This window comes from Pseudoalteromonas sp. BSi20429, assembly GCF_000238895.1.
Lineage (GTDB): Bacteria > Pseudomonadota > Gammaproteobacteria > Enterobacterales > Alteromonadaceae > Pseudoalteromonas > Pseudoalteromonas arctica.
In genome coordinates, this window is the sequence record NZ_BADV01000094.1 from 12893 (window position 1) to 31147 (window position 18255).

Genomic DNA, 18255 nt, shown 5'->3' on the forward strand with positions numbered 1-18255 from the left:
TTAAAAAACAAAACCCTAACTTTTTAAGTTAGGGTTTTTGAGTTTTTACAGGTAGTAAAAGTGTTTAACTTTCTTCTTTAGCCTTTGTTTGCGGGTCTTTTAAGACCGACATTTTAGGCGGCTGTAATGCAACAACACGCTCGCCTTCTTGCGGCGGTTTTTCCATGTTGATTGTAAACGGTCTTAGCTTAATTGGCGTATCGTCGTCGCTGTCTTTATCACCTTTAAGAATAAACAAAGGGATAGCCTCAGGGTTCATTTCTAGGTATTGCTCCCAGCTAAACTCATCCGAGATACGTGTTGAACTAACCTTACCGCCTTTAGCTATGATACTGCTCAAACGTGCGTATGAGCCTTCGTCGCCAAACAATATTTGTCTAGATAAAAACGTTGCACTGTCTTTATTTGCTTTAGCATGCGACGTTGATGAGCGAAGCGAAAATACATTTTTTTCATTAAGTAAATGCGAAAAGTATTGAACGCCTAGCGCATTATGATGACGGTTTGGCGATAGCGCTAAGACACTGCGAATAGTTGTTAGAGGTAAGTAGCGTTCAGCATGCTCTGATTGCGGGTTACCATAATAACAAGCTAAGCCATCCATACGTGCCATTCTGCAGTTTTCCCATGCAGGGTCTGAAAGGTGAACCGGAATATTCTGCTCTTGTAAGCCACGTCCAATTGCACGCGATACATGGTTTGCACCAATAATTAATATTGTGTTTGGTGATGGTTGGCGTACACCTAATAGCTTGGCAACAGGGATGGCTGTTAAGCTTTGCAGCACAACCGTAATGATGATCACCGTAAATATAAGTGGCACCATTTTTTCAGCATCAGCAACGCCAGCTTCCATCATACTTAGTGCAAATACCGACCCAACGGCTGCGGCAACTATACCCCGTGGAGCAATCCAGGCAAGCACCAAGCGAGACTTCATTGGTAAGTCAGTACCAAAGGTCGAAATAGCAATACACAGTGGGCGTGCAACAAAAAGCACAATAGCTAAAAATATAAATACATCGCTGTCGAGCATCATCAAATCAGAAAGCTGTAAACGTGCTGCAAGTAAAATAAACAGCGTTGATATTAATATCATCGACAAGTCTTCTTTAAACTCAAGTACAGAATCTATTTCTAAATCGTCTTGGTTCGCAAGCCAAATACCAAATACAGTTACTGCTAATAAGCCTGATTCATGGCTTAAATAGTTTGATACAGAAAAACTAATAAGGACTAGTGCTAAAATTCCAAACTTATGCAATTCAAATGGCAGCCACTCGCGGCGCATTAATAGTGTTGTTAGCCAACCAGCAGCAACACCAATACTTAAACCAACACCTAGGGTTTTAACTAAAGCAATAATAGTATGACTAAATACTTCGCCTTGGCCTACAAGCATTACAGCTTCAAATACCAATACAGCAAATAATGCGCCAATTGGGTCTATTACAATACCTTCCCAGCGAAGTATGCGGTCTATATCTTGTGTTGGACGCATTGAGTTTAATAGCGGTGCTATAACTGTAGGGCCAGTAACAACGAGTACTGCGCCTAGTACCGCAGCAACACGCCAGTTAAGCTCAAGCAACCAGTAGGCGCTTAGGCTAATAATAATGCAGGTAGTAAGCATACCGATTGAGCAGAGATTCCTTACAACTTTTCCTATCCCTTTTAATTCTCTGAAATGCAGAGTTAAGGAACCTTCAAATAAAATGATGGCAACGCTTAGTGATACTACTGGAAACAGTAAATCACCTAAAAGTGCATCAGGGTCTAAAACACCACTAAATGGTCCAAGTAAAAGACCAGTAAGCAATAAGAAAAGAATAGCGGGTACTCTAAAAGCCCACGCGACCCATTGGGCAAGCACAGAGCAAAGTGCGATACCGGCTATGTAAATTGCTGACATAGATTAAGAATTCCTTATTTATGACGATATGTTTAGAAAGTATAACTTTTGTTAATTATTAATACAGGGGTATACACCGGAAACTCAAATATTACTAATCAATTTTAGCTGCTTATAAAAGATTAGTAGGCTTAAATTATTTAGCGAGGACTTAGCCACCTTATTTTAAAGTGTATTAATTGTTTAATTTATTGAATTTTAATAACAATATAAACGGTATGAGTGTTTCGTATTAACTTAGTTCGAATTTTAACCTTGATTTTAAAGGGGTATTTGGTGTATTATACTTCGTGTTCTAATAATTAGTCATCTAACGAAGTTTATTGAAGATAAAACAGGCTTGTTAATCTTAACGTCATTTTTAATCTTTATAATCATGTGTTAGTGATGCTTATAGTATTAGAGCATTACAAAATATCATTTGCCGAATTCTTGGTATGGTTTTGCCAAACAAGTTTATTTAATTATTTAAGTAAATAAAGGTTTGAGTTGAACTATTACTTTCAATATTTAGCCCCCCATCGTGGCGGTTAAATCTCGGTCCTTTGGTCTTCACCCTATCTGTTGGTGTATCAGACTTTAGAGGCTCTATGTATGTTGTTAATAAAAAAGCCACACACAGCTTTTTACAGCGATGCATAAACAACACTTTTAAATTTTTTGATTAGTGCTGCTCAATATTATTGGGTTGTTGCTACTTTTACTTAACCTCAAATCTAAGCTTCTTGTTTTAGATATGGTTTTTGCGTGTGTGTAAAAAAGTGTTGCCTAAATGAAAAGAAAAATTCGAAGCTATGTTTTAAACCTAGCTACTTAGTTTTAGCTCATCTAATTAAGATGAGCGCAGATAAAATGGAAAGTTGAGCATTTATGCAAAAGTTAAATTGGCGACGTATCGTACTTAAAGTAGGTAGTGCATTAATTGCACCAGATCAAGATGGCTGCCGTTCGCGTCACATATTAACCATCGCACAGTTCATTGTTCGTTGTCGTGCCCGTGGAATCGAGGTGATTTTAGTATCATCGGGTTCTGTAGCGGCTGGAGCGCATTTATTCCCATCAGACAAACCTCGCTCTGTGGTGATGAAAAAAGCAATGGCAGCAGCAGGCCAAACAGAAATGATCGCCATGTGGGACCGCTTTTTTGACTTTCCATCTGCGCAACTATTATTAACGCACGGCGATTTACGTGACCGCGAGCGTTACCAAAGTATTCGCGAAACAGTGTTTACTTTACTTGAGCATGGTGTTTTTCCTATTATTAATGAAAATGATGCTGTAACTACCGACGACTTAAGAGTGGGTGATAACGACAACTTATCAGCAATGGTCGCAGCAGCAGCCGATGCCGATGCTTTATTAATATTCTCAGACGTTGATGGGTTATATGATAAAAACCCTAACTTACATGATGATGCGGTGTTACTGCCTGAAATAAAATCAATTGATGAATCTATTTATGCTATGGCAGGATGTGCTACAAGTGCTGTTGGTACTGGTGGCATGAAAACCAAAATAGAAGCGGCAGAAAAAGCAACGTCACATGGTATCGCGACTTATATTATAAACGGCTTTAAAGAAGAAACATTTACGAAACTGCTAGCTGGGGAAAATCCTGGTAGCGTATTTTTACCGTACGAAAAACCGATGCAAGATTCTGTACATTGGATGACACACACAGCAAATGAGCAAGGTGAAGTTGTTGTTGATGGATCATTTGATGAGTCCCTTGAAGGTGAAAGTGGATGTATTCGCGGTGATGAAATCATGGAAGTCCATGGTGAATTTGCTGTTGGTGATACCATTTTAGTACGTAGTGAAGACGGTACGCGTTTAGCTAAAGCGACCGCAAATTATAGTAGCTGTTTGTTAAACTTTATTGCAGACAACGAACAGAGTGAATTCAGCGAAAAAATGCAGGATTCAATTGGACCAGTTATATCTGAAAAACATATCGCATTATTGGAGAAGTCATGAGTTTAATTACGGACATTTCACGCCAGACAGCTAAAGCTGCCCATACACTTGCTTTACTCGATACCGAGACTAAAAATCAAGTACTAGTTGAAATGGCAGCGGCACTAAGAGAGCAAAAAGCATTTATAATCAAAGAAAACGAAAGTGACCTAAGCGCAGCACGCGACAATAACTTAGCAGCCTCAATGATCGACCGCTTAACGCTAAACGATGAGCGTATTGAAGCAATGGCAGAAGGCATTGAAGTAATCGTAAGCCTGGACGATCCTGTTGGTCAGCTACGTGATATAACAGAGCGTCCAAATGGCATTAAAATTCGTAAAATGCGCGTACCTCTTGGCGTTGTATGTATGATTTACGAAGCACGCCCAAATGTAACAGCAGATGCTGGCGCATTATGTTTTAAATCAGGTAATGGCGTAATTTTACGTGGCGGTAAAGAAGCACTTAAAAGTTCGCAAGCTATCGCAAGTGTAATGCACAGCGTACTTGAAAAGCATAACTTACCAGTATCACTTATTTCAGTGATTCCAGATCCAGATCGTGCACTATTAATGGAATTGATGCAGCAACGTGAAAGCATTGATTTAATAATTCCACGTGGCGGTGAAGGCTTAATTAACTTTGTTACTGAAAACAGTACGATCCCAGTAATTCAGCATTACAAAGGCGTTTGTCATCTATATGTAGATAAAGATGCAGACCTAGAAATTGCGCTTAACTTACTACTTAACGGTAAAACGCAACGTACGGGTGTTTGTAATGCACTTGAGGGCTTAGTAGTTCATCAAGATGTTGCAGATGAGTTTTTAAATCTGTGCGCAGTTGTATTACGCCAAGAAGGTGTAAAAATAAATGCTGACAGCTTTGCAGCTAAATACTTTGATAATGCAACTGTGTTAGCCGATAACGAATTTGGTGAAGAATATCTAGACCTAGAAATCGCTATTCGCGTTGTACCAAACTTTACGGCAGCGGTTGAACACATTGCACAGTTTGGATCAAACCACACTGAAGTAATTTGCACTAAAAACGCAGCCGCTGCAGAGTTATTCCAGCGTAGTGTTGATGCTTCTGTAGTTATGGTTAATACATCATCTCGCTTTTCTGATGGCTCACAGCTGGGTCTAGGCGCAGAGATTGGTATAGCAACTTCTAAGCTTCATGCATACGGCCCTATGGGACTTGAGTCACTGACTACTGAGAAGTACTTAGTGAATGGTGAAGGCCAAGTTCGCGAGTAACCGCTAAAGCTTAATTTCATTAAAAAGCCGAGTATGGAAATACTCGGCTTTTTTGTTTTTTCAGACTACTCTGTAATTAATTTAATTTTTCAAGCCAGTCGCTTGCAGGTTCAGGCCTGTGTAAATAATAGCCTTGAAGAATAACTTCTGGATATTCTTGCAATAAATCAAAGTGGGACTGGTTCTCTACACCTTCAGCAACTATCTCGAGTTCAAATAAACGGCCTAAGCTTACAATCATATCAATAATTAACTTATCGTTATTATCAGTTGGTGCTTCCAATACAAAAGAACGGTCAATTTTTAGTTCTTGTATGGGTAATTGTTTAAGATAAGTTAAACTCGAATATCCAGTACCAAAGTCATCAATTGATACCCTAATACCTAGCTTCTTGAGAAAGTGAACAGCCTCAATAGCCGCTTCCATGTGATTAAGCAATGTACCTTCAATTATCTCAATAGTGAGTTGCTGAGGATTAATGCTATGTTGCTTTATTTGTTGGCTAATAAAGCTTAAAAAACGCGCTTCATGAAAGTGCCTGCCACTTACATTAATTGATAGGTTTAACTCAGGGTGAGTTTTACTAAGTTGCGTTAATATTTCAAGTGCATTTGAAGTTACCCAGCAATCTAAGTCATAAATTATATCTGACTCTTCGGCTATAGATATAAACTCACCAGGGCTAATGAAGCCTTTTTGAGGATGCTCCCATCTTAATAAAACCTCAGCCCCTTTAAGGGTTTGGCTTCGGTCAAATTGGGATTGTAAATATAGGGATAACTCATTATTTGAGATTGCTTTACGTAAATCTTGCTCTATTTCAAAACGGCGTTTTGCTTGCTCGCCAAACGAAGTGTCAAAAAAGGTAACTCTATTACCGCCTTTTTCTTTTGCTTTGTAACAAGCCGCCTCACAGTTACGGATTGTTTCTATAGCACTTTCCCACTGATCTTCCCGAGGAAAAATATACGTGCCAATACTTACTGTTAAGCTAACGTCTTGTTCATCAACGACAAAGGGGTGGTTTACACTTATGATCAGTTCTTGGGCTTTATTTTCAGCCATAGCTTGGGCTCTGATCCTGCCAACGCCTTTTTCAACTGTACACAGTACTGCAAATTCATCACTGCCTAAGCGAGCAATAACATCTTTTTTATTCACCTTAGAATGAATTCGTTTAGTTAATTCTTTTAAAATGTTATCGCCAGCGAGTAGGCCTAATCCATCATTTATTGAGTGGAAGCTGTCTATGTCAATAATATAAATATAGGCATAACTATTTTCGGTACTACAAACCTGAAGTTGCTGCTCCAACTGCTTTAAAAAACCATTTCGGTTGGGCAAACCTGTAAGTTCATCATGCCATGTGAGGTAGTGAATTCTTTCTTGCGTTATCTTAACGCTAGAAATATCACTAAATACACCAATATAGTGCACGTTGGTATCTTGCTCGCCTCTTACCATACTAAGAGTTAATAACTCAGGATAAAGCTCGCCATTTTTTCGTCTGGTTACTAGCTCTCCACTCCAATATCCTGCTTGGTTTGCATGATGCCATACTTGATCAAAGCTAATACTAGGGTGGTTATTTTGTTTAATATCGTGCAACTGCATTTGCAGGGAGTCAGATTCAGAGTAACCTGTAATCCGGCAAAATGAAGGGTTTACGGCAATAATTTTTCCGTTACTGTCGGTAATAACAACGCCATCAGCGGTTCCCGTTAGGGCTTGATAAAATAATTTTTGTTTTGATGAGAGCTCTTTTAATTCTTCTTCTCGCTGGCTTAGCTCTTGTATTAGTGATTCTATTTCAAGTAGCTTGTCGTGCAGGTCAAAGTTTTTTTCTATAAGCCTATCTAGCATGCCTTGAGCGGTAATATGAGTGCGAATACGTGCTCTAACGAGCGCTAGTTTGTAAGGCTTGTGTATGTAGTCGATTGCGCCCATAGCAAAGCCTTTTTCTTCAGACTCTTCTTCTGTAAGCGCAGTTACAAATATGACGGGGATGCCTTTGGTATTTTGTTTCGCTTTGAGTATATTGCATACTTCGTAGCCGTCCATGCCAGGCATCATTATGTCTAATAAAATCAAGTCAGGCCGAGTTGACTCAATAAATATCAAAGCCTGCTCACCACTAGTAGAAATACGTACATCGTAGTCAGTTAAAAGTCCTTCTACTAATACGTGTAAATTACTAGGTTCGTCATCAACAATAAGAATTAAAGGTTTATGTTTTTTCTCTGTGGTTAATCCATTACTGTTTGCGAGGTAATTTGAATGCACTATCTGTCCTTCTCTGCGTTCTTTACAATATTAAATCTAGTTCAGGTTAGTGGTTATGCCTAATTTTTATTATCGTTTCTATACTTATCAATAAGCTCAATTACTAACGCGTAGTTAAAATGATCAATTGCTTCTTTGAGCTTAAATAGAGAGTGGCCTCTATCATATTGATTCATTTCTAGCTGTCTAACCAAACTGCTAGGTACGGGGCGAGCCGTTAATGCTAATGAGTATATATTATCAATAACCGAGTCTTCGTTTTCTAGTTCATGTTGCTGTATATGTTCTTTTTTAAAGCTATCAGCTATCAAAAATTGTTTTACAGCAAAAAGTGTAAGTATTAATTGCTCATTAAAATGAGATAAATTAATACTTTTCTTATCTATTAAGCTTTTCTCAACACTTTGCGCGCTTTGTTGCAGTAGCTCAAAGCCTAATGTGCCGGCCAAGCCTTTGAGTGTATGTACTAGTCGAATTAAGCTTTCTAACTCTTCATTTTTGATTAATATATCAGCTTTAATCGAAAAGTCATTGTAATCGTTGACAAACTGAGTAAATAATTTAGCTAACAATTCGTCATTGTTTTCTAGGTTTTCTTTTGCTAAAGGCAGGTTTATAGTGCTCAGAGATTCGCTACTTTGCAGATGCTTTTCAATACTTTCGTAAAGCGCATCAAAAATAATCGGTTTTACTAAAAAGTCATCCATACCCGCTCTAAACGCTGCTTTTTTATCATTAGGATCTGCGGCTGCCGTAATGGCAATTATGGGAGTTTTGTAGCCTCGCTCTCTTAATATGCTTGTTGCTTCAAGCCCATCCATAACTGGCATTTGAACATCCATAAAAATAATATCGATGTCATTTATCTCTACTTTATCTAATGCATCATGTCCATTGTCAGCAATGATCACGGTCATATCTAATCTTGCTAAAAGGGCGGAGGCTATTTCTTGGTTAATTCTATTATCATCAACAACTAATGCATTAAAACCCGAGAATTTAGGGTGAGGCTTTAATTGCTTTTCTTTAAAATTATTTGGTGAAAGCTTTCTTAAAATTTCAACTTCACTATTTTTATTACCAATAATTATAATGTCTATATTTTCATTTTTTGCAATTGGCTCAGGAGACTCTTCATCGGTAATTAATAAAATCAGTGTCAATTTTTCATTAACGTTTTTATTTTGAGCGTACAGTTGTTGTAAAATAAAGTTATCGTTGAGCTCTTTTTTTTCTATCGACATTATTACAATACTAAATGGGCTACTAGGCTGAGACATTTTTGCAATGGCCCTTAATGGTTCTTGTGTTGTTTCTGTCGTTATATTTATATCACTTAGTAAGTCCATTAATTTTTTAATTTGCTCATTATCGGGGCTAATTAATAAGGCGTGTTTTTTAAGCTTTTGTTGCTCAGATAAAGTAAAGGGTAAAGTAAAGAAAAACTCGCTACCTTGATTAATCGTGCTCCTTACTTGTATATCTCCGCCCAGCAATTTAGTTAATTGTTTGCTTATAGTGAGTCCTAAACCGGTCCCACCATACTTTCTTGTTGTGCTTGAATCACCTTGTGAGAAAGACTGAAATATAATTTTTGATTGCTCTTCGGTCATCCCAATACCCGTGTCTTTTATACTAAAGCGTAGGTTTATTGTTTTTTCGTGTTGAGATGTCGCTTCTATAATTAATGATATTTCACCATGCTCTGTAAACTTAATTGCGTTACCTACACAATTATTTATTATTTGGCTTAAGTGCATTGGGTCGCCAATAAGTTCAAGTCCTGCATCAACGTGTAAAGTAAAGTTTAATAACAAACCTTTTTGCTTGGCATTTGTTGAGAATAAATTTTGAACGTTAGAAACAATAGTATGTAAGGTAAAAGGGATTTGCTCTAACTGAACTTTTTCCGATTCTAGCTTAGAAAAATCCAGAATATTGTTTAAAATCTGCAATAAATTTTGAGCACTTGAAAAAGCTTTATCTGCGTAGTGTTTTTGCCTTGAGGGAAGCTCGCTGCTTTGTAAAAGTTGCAACATACCTAATATGCCATTCATTGGGGTGCGAAGTTCATGACTCATATTGGCTACAAAATCTATTTTTGTTTTATTGGCTTTATCGGTTTGCTCCATGGCACTCGTCAGGTCGGCATTCATTGCTTCCATTTGGGAATTTAATACGCGGGTTTCATTGAGTAGCTCTTTGGTTTGCTTATTTTTTAAATATAAAGCGTTAGCTGCTTTTATTACCGATGCTATTTCAGTTTGATTTTGGCTGTTATTTGAAATAGTTACTGGCTTTTCGCTATTCATATCTTTAAGTAATAAAGTGAGCTGAGTAATTGGTTTTATAACCGATCTAAAAATAAAATAGCTTAAAAATAAAATGATTAACATAATTAAAACGGCAAATATATTTGCCTGTTCTGTATTTTTTGTTAAGTGGCTACTTAGTAGCTCTTCTGTTTTGATTAGTTTATTTTTTTCTATGTTTTTAATTTCATTAGTTAAATACAGCAATTCGTTTTCTATGCCTGTAAGCACTACATTCACAGAAAAAGTGTAGCTACGGGTGAGTAATACAAGTTGGTTATAAGCTTGTTTTAAGCTTGTTGTTTTATTGGAGAGGGATTCATTTATTACAGAGGTGCTCGTTAGTTTTTTATGTAAGTGATTTAAGTTTTGTTTTACATTTTGTGCTTCATCAAAATTAGGTTTATAGAGGTAGCTTATAATTGCATGTTTTAAATTACTTATTGTGAGTAAAACATCGTTAAAAATAACTTTATTATCATTGTTTGAAGACCCTTCTAAATCACTAATTGTTACCTGCAGATCATCAATAGGCTGTTTGAACTGAGTAGTGTAAAGGCGTTCGCGTTTTTGTCTGTTTACGACAACTTGGCCAAATGTATCTTGGTAATTATTTAAATACTCGCCAAGGCGTATTAGTGAGTTTTGATACTCAGGGGTCTGGTTTTGAGTGTTTGTTTTTAGCTGCTCGAGATCTAGATTTGCCTTATTTAAGTAAAAATTAAATTTGGTAATCGTATTTTCATTTGCATTGTCAATAAATGAAACTGCATGCCCTTGCAGGGAAATAATATCGTTTTCTAAGTGATTCACAGCTTCACTTTGAATAAGCGCGTTATGCTGCGACTTTTGCAAGTTAAGTAAGGACGTTTGCGAATAGTTAAACAAATAGCTTTGTAAAAGAAGTAATCCAATCAGCGAACACAAAGCTAATATTATTTTTGATTTAATTGAATTTATTATCATTATCGGCTAATCAACTCATACCATTTTTGCAGGCTGTAGTCATAGGTTGGCATAACTGTATTCCATACTGCTACATTGCTAAAGCGTTTATGGTAACTACCACCATTACGTTGCGCACCAGCTTTAATAGCTACGTCGCCATTTGTATTTAATAAATCTATGTTTGTTGCTTTTCCACCGTACCAGTAATCCCATTCGGCCGGCGATAAGAGTAGTTTAGAGCGCTGCGGGTTACTAATGTAATAACCTTGGCGAGCAATAAATGCACCAGGCCAGCCTGAAAGCCACCAATTCATATAATCGTAAGCTGCATCTTTTACGCTACTTTGTGTTTGTGACGATAAACACATAACACCATGCCAGCCTCGGTAGCCTTCTTTTGGCGCGGCAAATCGTACATTAATATTTTGGCTGTTTAATGCAGACACGGCAGGCGAAAACATACTTTCTATATGGGCTCGTTTACTTTTCATAAATTCAATCGACTCAGGAACCGAGTTCCAATAGCCACTAAAGTGACCTTGGCGTTTAAAGTCGAGTAATATACTAAACAATCTATCAAGTTCTGGGCGAGTCATCACACCTATATTTTTAAATTTTATAAGCCCTTTACTTTGCGCTGCTAGGGCTAGGTCAAATAATCCAATGGTAGGCGCATTTACGATAGCTACTTTACCTCTGTTCTCGTCATCAAGCAGCCAACTCCAGCTTTCGGTTTCGTATGCTATACCGGGCTTAATAAAATCGGTGTTGTAACCAAAAGAGTCAACATTATGCACATAAGGTAAAAAGCTAATATGATCGCTTTCTTGTGCGCTTAATGTGCCATCGGGTTGAACATTTAATAATTTATAGGGAGCATCACCTGCACCAATACTTGCAGTTTCGGTTAATTTTCCCGTTTTAGTAAGTGGATTTATCTCGTTAAAGTAGGTGAGTCGTTTTTTTTCTATTGGCTGTATAGAACCTGCATCCCAAAGCACATTAATGCTGTTTGACCATTGTTCGTATAAATCAAAGGAGCTAGGGTCCATTGATGCCTTTTGCAAAACGGCAGCGCTGCCTGCGGGAGTAAATTCTATATTAATACCCAAGTCACTCATCGCTTGTTTGCGGATAGCCTCTTGGAGTGTTACATGCGTACCTAGCACTCTTAATGTGACTTTTTTTCGGGCAAAAACATAAGGCGCATGTGTTATTGCACCAGCTGTTAAACCTATAGCAGCTAGCTTTTTTAGCGTCGAACGCTTAGGGTTGTCCATGTTAAGCCTAAAGTACTAATGTGTGACATTATGTATAGCTAAGAACTTGTAAAGACACAAGTTGAATGGATAAATTTAAAATTATATAGAATGAGAAATTAAAATAGTAGGGTATCAAAAAATAATAAAACAATGGAAAAATAGAAGAGTAGAGCGAATTTGAAAAGGAGTAGGAAAGTGGTGGAGCTAAGCAGGATCGAACTGCTGACCTCCTGCGTGCAAGGCAGGCGCTCTCCCAGCTGAGCTATAGCCCCACATTCCTAAATTACATATAATGTAACTGCTTGACTGCTGAGTTCCAAGCGGGACGAACTTTAAGTTTTTTTATAAATTTGGTCAAGTATTTTTTCGTAAATTTTCACTGTTTACGTCAATTTTTGTTAGACTCGGCTTAATTCAAAACTAAAACGATAAAAAAACAATGAAAAAATGTGTTCTAGCGCTTATGGTTTTACTCGCTGGCTGTGCCTCAAATGATGAGCCGCCTTTTGAAATAAATAATAAACAGTTTCACGAAAAGCAAGATGAGCAAGGCAATAAGCTTTTTGCTTATGTTGTTTCGGTAAAAGCTAAGCATCGTGAAAACTTTAACCTTGACCGTGGTCCTAACAAGAGACCAAGCCGTGGTGAGGTTAAGCAGTATATTGAACAAGAGCATTTTGAAGAATCGAGCATTCTAAAGTTACAGCTAGAAGACCAAGCAGTTGAATTATTGAACCAAGAGCTAAAAGAGCGTAAATATTGCGATAACAAACATGAAGTTAATGATGTTTTATGGCGAGATTTGAGCGTACAACTAAGAGGGCGTTGTTTGTAATATGTTTGCTGATAAAACGAAGTTAGCAGAGCTTTTAGCGGACCTAGATATTACTTACGATGCAATAGAACATCCGCCGCTACATACTAGCTTAGCGGCTGATGAGTTTATGATTGAGCGCCCAGGTACTCGTCTTAAAAACCTATTTTTACGCGATAACGAAGGCAAGCGACACTTTTTAGTTATTACAGCGCACAATAAGCAACTCGATTTAAAGGCACTATCAAAGCAACAAGGGCTTTCGCGTTTAGGGTTTGCATCGAGTGAACGCTTAGCAACGTATTTAAAAGTGGCTCCTGGGTGTGTATCTATGTTGGCTCTTTTAAATGATAAGCAAAACGAAGTGAGCTTATGGGTCGATCAAGATATTTGGGGTGGTGGTTTGTTTCATTGTCATCCGTTTGAAAACACCCAAACATGGTTGCTTAGTAAAGCTGATTTAGAAACATTTTTTAATCACACAAAGCATCAACCGCGCGTTGTATTTTTACCCTCAAAATAAGCCCACATAATTAACGATAAACCGCATAAGCAAACCGCAAGCAGCGTAAACATAAACGCTGTTTGCCCATGATGTTGGTATACCACACCGGGTAATAACGACCCCAATGCACCACCACTGTAATAAAACGATACATATCCGCCATTGGTTACACTTGGTGGGGCTTTACTTATTTTATTAACGAGTGGCGCTGCGGTTGAGTGAATCACAAACATAGCACCACAAAACAAAGTAAATGCGATTAAAAATAAGCTAAGCTGGTGGCTCATTAATAAAATAATACTCACACTATAAAAACCAAATACCGCAGTTAATAAATGCCAAGGTGAAGGGACTTTTTTAAGCAACCAAGGTGCAGCAATAGAGGCGAGGGCACCAACTAAATAACCACTGTAAACTAAACCTATGTCACGAGTATTGGTAATTAAAAACGTGTTTTGTAATATAAACGGTAAGTAATTAAGTAATGCAGCAAAACAAAAAAACATGCAAAAGACGGCACCGTACACTTTAAGGATAGCGCCTTCTTTAAGTTGTTTAATGTAATCCAGAGGGGAGAGCTGCGACGGTGTAGCTGGGTTTGTAAAGCGAGAATGTTTGATTGTTAAAGCTAAGCAAATAAGCATAAAAGCAATTACGTAATAAAAGCTCTGCCAATTCCATAAGTCGCTAAACAAAGCTGCGAGCACACGACCAAAGTAACCACCAACTATACTGCTACCAATATATAGGGTCATCTTTTTTTGAAGTGTATCAGCGCTATAACTCATACCTATATAGCTAGTCATTGCTGTTAAAGCTGCGGGGAGCGTTAGACCTTGTAAAAATCTGACTAATAATAAAAGCTCAAAGCTAGGTACATAAATAAAAAGTAAGCAGCTAAGGCCTAAAAGCACCATTGCAATACGTAATATAAGTAATGGATTTATTTTTGCTAAAAATAAACCATAAACGAGCGGGGCAATGGCTAAGGGCAGCATAGTTGCAGTCATTAAGCTGCCAGCTCCCGCAGGTGCTACATTAAATTCGCTCGCAAAAAGGCTAAGTAGGGGTTGCGGTGCATAAAGCACAAAAAATATAAATACCGAGCAAACGAGTAGATGAGGTAAACGCATTATATGGCTTGTGCATTTGCTGATTGGTTGCGTGGCATTGTATTAAAAATTGTTTTTAATTGATAATTAAAACCATGCTCTTTGCGCCATATCATGGTTTGTTTTAACTAGTTTGCTAGATTAATGTCGATAGCGCTGTTATTTGAACTCGTTGGTGATTAAAATAGCGATAATATTAGTTTTTAGTGGAACAAAGCCATGGGTTCATTACAAGACCAATTGCTTCAAGCAGGATTAACAACATCGCATAATGCTAAAGTTGCTAAATCAGAAAAGCGTAAGCAACAAAAAAAGCAAAAGAAAGGGGCTACTAGCAACCCAAGTGATCTGCAAAAGCATATTCAACAAACCAAGCTAGAGCAGCAAAAAAAAGCTGAAGAGCTTAACCAAACACGCCAAGTAAGCTTAAAGCAGCGCGAGCAAGAAGCGCGTGTTAAACAAATTTTAGAGCACCACAACCAAGACGCTATTCGTGGTGAGCGCACATTTAATTTTACTTATCAAAATAAAGTAAAAAATATCGACGTAAACGAGAAAACGCAAAAAGCGTTATCGGGCGGTCGTTTAGCTATTTGTGTACTAGAAGGGCAATTTTACGTATTAGACGACGAACCAGCACGCAAAGTGGCTGAAGTTGACGAAAAGTATATTGTTTTTCATGTAGAGCCAGAAAACAAACCAAAAGATGAAGATGACCCGTACGCAGACTTTGAAGTACCAGATGATATAGTGTGGTAATAGTCCATTAAGGGTAAGCTCATTTTTATTTGCTAAAGTATATAAAAGTGAGACAGAAACGAGTTAGCGGTTTTTGGTTAAGTTGATCGTCTAGCGTCGTTTCGTACGTATGCTTTTTATTTGATTGTTTACTACAATCAATAGAACAGTTTTTCTAACCGTCAAAAAAGAAGAGTAAATACAATGAGCAAGATGAAAACACTACTATTAGGCGCGGGTATTACTTTAGCCGCAAGCTTCTCGTTTAATGCAGCTGCTGCCGATGGCGCTGCACTTTATACCGCTAAAAATTGTCAAACTTGTCATGGCGCTGAAGGTAAAGCACCAATTATGGGTATGTACCCTAAACTAAACGGTCAAAACAAAGACTACTTAGTAGCGCAAATGAAAGACATCAAATCAGGTGCACGTAATAACGGTATGACCATGGCTATGAAAGCAATGGTTGCAACGGTAACTGATGAAGAGTTTGAAGCAATTGCAGATTACCTAGCTAACGTAAAATAATTTACGCAGCTATACCATTTTAATGCAATTGGTATTTTAGTTTTATAAACAGCCACACAATAGTGTGGCTGTTTTGTTTGGTGTTTGCTATAAAATAGAGACTGCTTTAGACTTCTAAACATCTGTTCGTACAGGTTAATAATGTACGTTTTTAAAAGGCTTATTATGTTTGATTTACCCCAACTCGATTTAAAAAATAAAGTATCGGCACAAGAGTGGCAACTGCGTATTGATTTAGCCGCGTGTTATAGACTGGTAGAGCACTTTCGTTGGGGGGATTTAATCTATACGCATTTATCAGCACGTTTGCCTGGCACCGATCATTACTTAGTGAATGCCTTTGGTTTAACCTTTGATGAAGTAACTGCGTCTAATTTAGTAAAGGTCGACTTAGACGGTAACATTATTGACGATACGCCATTTAGTATTAATCCAGCTGGTTTTACTATTCACAGTGCGATTCATGAGGTACGCGAAGACGCTCATTGTGTTATTCACCTTCATACTAAAGAAACAATCGCTGTCGCTACACAAAAAAATGGTTTATTACCGCTTAGCCAATATTCAATGTTTTCATTACCATCGCTTTCTTATCATGGCTACGAAGGGCTTGCAGTTAACGACGACGAGCGAAAAGTGCTGCAAGATGATTTGGGCAGCACTAACCATATGTTATTGGTAAATCATGGTGGCTTAACAGTAGGCCCAACGGTAGGCGATGCGTTTATGCGCTTTTATGATTTACAGCGAGCGTGTGAAATTCAATTAGCACTACAATCAAGCTCGCAAGAGGTGATTGAAGTACCGCAACCTATAATCGACAATATTTATAATCAAGCAAACGTAGTACACAGTGGCAGCACTGGCGGGCAACTTGCGTGGCCTGCGATGTTACGTAAAGCGTATCGACTTGACTCTAGTTTTGCAAAATAACCCATAGCGGTTAATAAGGAATTTTAATGAAAGTAAATCGCGTTGAAGTATTTGATATTCACTGTCCTGATAGACCTTCTTGGACACCTGTGTTTGTACGTATTCATACTGACGAAGGTATTAGTGGTGTTGGCGAAGCGGGCCTTGCATACGATTTAGGTCACAGTGCTGCAGCGGCTATGATTAAGGAAATGGCCGATGCCTTTTTAATCGGCCACGACCCGTTTCAAACAGAAAAACTATGGTCTCGTATGTTACGTGAGAGCTTTTGGGGCTTAGGTGGCGGACCTGTTGTTTATGCTGCAATGAGCGCAATTGATACCGCACTTTGGGATATTAAAGGTAAAGCGCTTGGTTTACCTGTATACCAGTTATTAGGCGGTAAGGTTAACGACAAACTACGCACTTACGCTTCGCAATTACAGTTTGACTGGGATAGCGAATTTAAAGCGCTAGTACAACCGCAAGAATACGCAGAAGCTGCTTTAAAAGCGATAGCTGAAGGTTACGACGCAGTAAAAGTAGATCCAATTCAGTACGATAAAGACGGCAATACTTATTATGACCGTACAAAAATAATCTCACGTACTGAAATGAAGTTATACCGTGCACGTATGCAAGCTATTCGCGAAGCGGTAGGTGACGAAGTAGATATTATTTTTGAATGCCACAGCTTACCTGGTGTGACAACAGCTATTCAGTTGGGTGAAATTGCAGAAGAATTTGACTGCATGTATTTTGAAGAGCCAGTTAACTATTTAAACCATTCATTACATGCAAAAGTAGCAGATAAAGTTAATGTGCCAATTGCTGGTGGTGAGCGTTTGTATAATCGCTGGGGTGTGCGCCCGTATTTAGAAGATCAAAGTATTGATGTACTACAGCCAGATATTGGTTTATGTGGTGGTTTTACCGAAACCAAAAAAGTGTGTGATTACGCTGATATTTTTGATGTGCGTATTCAAGCTCACGTATGTGGCGGGCCTGTTGCAACAGCAGCATCACTGCACTTAGAAACGGCTATCCCTAACTTTTTGATTCATGAGCACCATACTTATGCGATTAAAAAGTGGAACCGCGAGTTATGTTTACAAGACCCACAACCTAAAAATGGTTTCTTTGAAGTATCAGAAGAGCCTGGGTTGGGTATTGAATTAAACGATGAGATTGTTATGCGTTCTCAACGCGTAGAAATAAAATAATAGCCTTTTAACCTAACTTTAGGTTATGCATTAAAAAGCCGGTAAGTGATTAGTCACTTACCGGCTTTTACTTTTTTGGGGGAGGTAAAGCTTGTTATAACTCGTTGACTTTACATTCCACGTCTTTAAGTTCAATAGTTGCTTTGCTATCGAGATGGCGTATGTAGCACTGATTACCTTTAATCATCAATTCAAACTGATCGGGTGTATTGCGACTTTGCGTGTCGATAATATTATTACCATCTACATTGCTAAGGGTTACTGTGCTGCTGGTAGTAAATACATCATCAGCTAATTGAGTCTCTTGCATATGTACAAGTGTTTTAATTGCTTTGCTAACGGCTGTTTTATTTGGCTTTGCCAGTAGGGCATGTTGCAGCTTAGGTGTCGGGTCTGGGTTTTGAGATATGCAGCCATTGAGAAGAAGCGCTGAAAATACAACGATTAGTAAAAAGTACATTTTCATAAATTGGCCGTATTATCA

At 38.1% G+C, this 18255-nt stretch carries 14 protein-coding genes and 1 tRNA gene; 8 read left to right on the forward strand and 7 right to left on the reverse strand.

Going from position 1 to position 18255, the window contains the following annotated elements; translation table 11 throughout:
* Positions 1-64 precede the first annotated feature (64 nt).
* Positions 65-1912 (reverse strand): sodium:proton antiporter, encoded by a 1848-nt coding sequence (locus P20429_RS02475; protein ID WP_007586413.1) that lies wholly within the window; start codon positions 1910-1912, stop codon positions 65-67.
* An 870-nt stretch (positions 1913-2782) separates the two neighbouring features.
* Between P20429_RS02475 and proB the strand changes: the two genes are divergently transcribed.
* Together proB and P20429_RS02465 are read left to right on the forward strand one after the other, a co-directional pair.
* Positions 2783-3889: a glutamate 5-kinase gene (proB, locus tag P20429_RS02470; protein ID WP_007586416.1), complete on the forward strand. Its 1107-nt coding sequence runs from the start codon at positions 2783-2785 to the stop codon at positions 3887-3889.
* Positions 3886-5133 carry a glutamate-5-semialdehyde dehydrogenase gene (locus tag P20429_RS02465; RefSeq protein ID WP_007586417.1) on the forward strand — a complete coding sequence of 416 codons (1248 nt, stop codon included), beginning with the start codon at positions 3886-3888 and terminating at the stop codon, positions 5131-5133. The genes proB and P20429_RS02465 overlap by 4 nt, the downstream gene beginning before the upstream one ends.
* 76 nt (positions 5134-5209) lie before the next feature.
* Here P20429_RS02465 and P20429_RS02460 read toward each other — a convergent pair whose 3' ends face one another.
* The 4 genes from P20429_RS02460 to P20429_RS02445 form a co-directional block, all read right to left on the reverse strand.
* Positions 5210-7417 carry an EAL domain-containing protein gene (locus P20429_RS02460; RefSeq protein WP_007586418.1) on the reverse strand — a complete coding sequence of 736 codons (2208 nt, stop codon included), beginning with the start codon at positions 7415-7417 and terminating at the stop codon, positions 5210-5212.
* 59 nt (positions 7418-7476) lie between these two features.
* Complete coding sequence (locus P20429_RS02455; protein ID WP_007586420.1) at positions 7477-10695, reverse strand: ATP-binding protein; 3219 nt, start codon at positions 10693-10695, stop codon at positions 7477-7479.
* On the reverse strand, positions 10695-11957 hold the full coding sequence (locus P20429_RS02450) for a PotD/PotF family extracellular solute-binding protein (protein ID WP_007586422.1): 1263 nt from the start codon (positions 11955-11957) through the stop codon (positions 10695-10697). The genes P20429_RS02455 and P20429_RS02450 overlap by 1 nt, the downstream gene beginning before the upstream one ends.
* Before the next feature lie 178 nt (positions 11958-12135).
* Positions 12136-12211: transfer RNA gene (locus tag P20429_RS02445), tRNA-Ala, on the reverse strand.
* A gap of 167 nt (positions 12212-12378) precedes the next feature.
* On the opposite strand from P20429_RS02445, the gene P20429_RS02440 reads away from it, so the two are divergent.
* Both P20429_RS02440 and P20429_RS02435 read left to right on the forward strand, forming a co-directional pair.
* On the forward strand, positions 12379-12774 hold the full coding sequence (locus P20429_RS02440; protein ID WP_033027130.1) for a hypothetical protein: 396 nt from the start codon (positions 12379-12381) through the stop codon (positions 12772-12774).
* A 1-nt stretch (position 12775) separates the two neighbouring features.
* Positions 12776-13276 (forward strand): prolyl-tRNA synthetase associated domain-containing protein, encoded by a 501-nt coding sequence (locus tag P20429_RS02435; RefSeq protein WP_007586427.1) that lies wholly within the window; start codon positions 12776-12778, stop codon positions 13274-13276.
* Here P20429_RS02435 and P20429_RS02430 read toward each other — a convergent pair.
* A complete protein-coding gene (locus tag P20429_RS02430) occupies positions 13243-14391 on the reverse strand; it encodes an MFS transporter (protein ID WP_007586429.1) in 1149 nt (382 codons plus the stop codon). The genes P20429_RS02435 and P20429_RS02430 overlap by 34 nt on opposite strands.
* Before the next feature lie 198 nt (positions 14392-14589).
* Between P20429_RS02430 and P20429_RS02425 the strand changes: the two genes are divergently transcribed.
* From P20429_RS02425 to P20429_RS02410, 4 genes are all read left to right on the forward strand, one after another.
* Positions 14590-15129, forward strand: coding sequence for a DUF2058 domain-containing protein (locus tag P20429_RS02425; protein WP_002957867.1), 540 nt, complete (start codon positions 14590-14592; stop codon positions 15127-15129).
* A 183-nt stretch (positions 15130-15312) separates the two neighbouring features.
* Complete coding sequence (locus tag P20429_RS02420; protein WP_002957866.1) at positions 15313-15636, forward strand: c-type cytochrome; 324 nt, start codon at positions 15313-15315, stop codon at positions 15634-15636.
* Between the two features lie 165 nt (positions 15637-15801).
* The gene (locus P20429_RS02415; RefSeq protein WP_007586431.1) at positions 15802-16569 is read left to right on the forward strand and encodes a class II aldolase/adducin family protein; all 768 of its coding nucleotides are present in this window, start codon (positions 15802-15804) and stop codon (positions 16567-16569) included.
* 26 nt (positions 16570-16595) lie between these two features.
* On the forward strand, positions 16596-17771 hold the full coding sequence (locus P20429_RS02410; protein ID WP_007586432.1) for a mandelate racemase/muconate lactonizing enzyme family protein: 1176 nt from the start codon (positions 16596-16598) through the stop codon (positions 17769-17771).
* A 94-nt stretch (positions 17772-17865) separates the two neighbouring features.
* On the opposite strand, the gene P20429_RS02405 is transcribed toward P20429_RS02410, so the two are convergent.
* Positions 17866-18237, reverse strand: coding sequence for a hypothetical protein (locus tag P20429_RS02405; RefSeq protein ID WP_007586434.1), 372 nt, complete (start codon positions 18235-18237; stop codon positions 17866-17868).
* Positions 18238-18255: the final 18 nt, after the last annotated feature.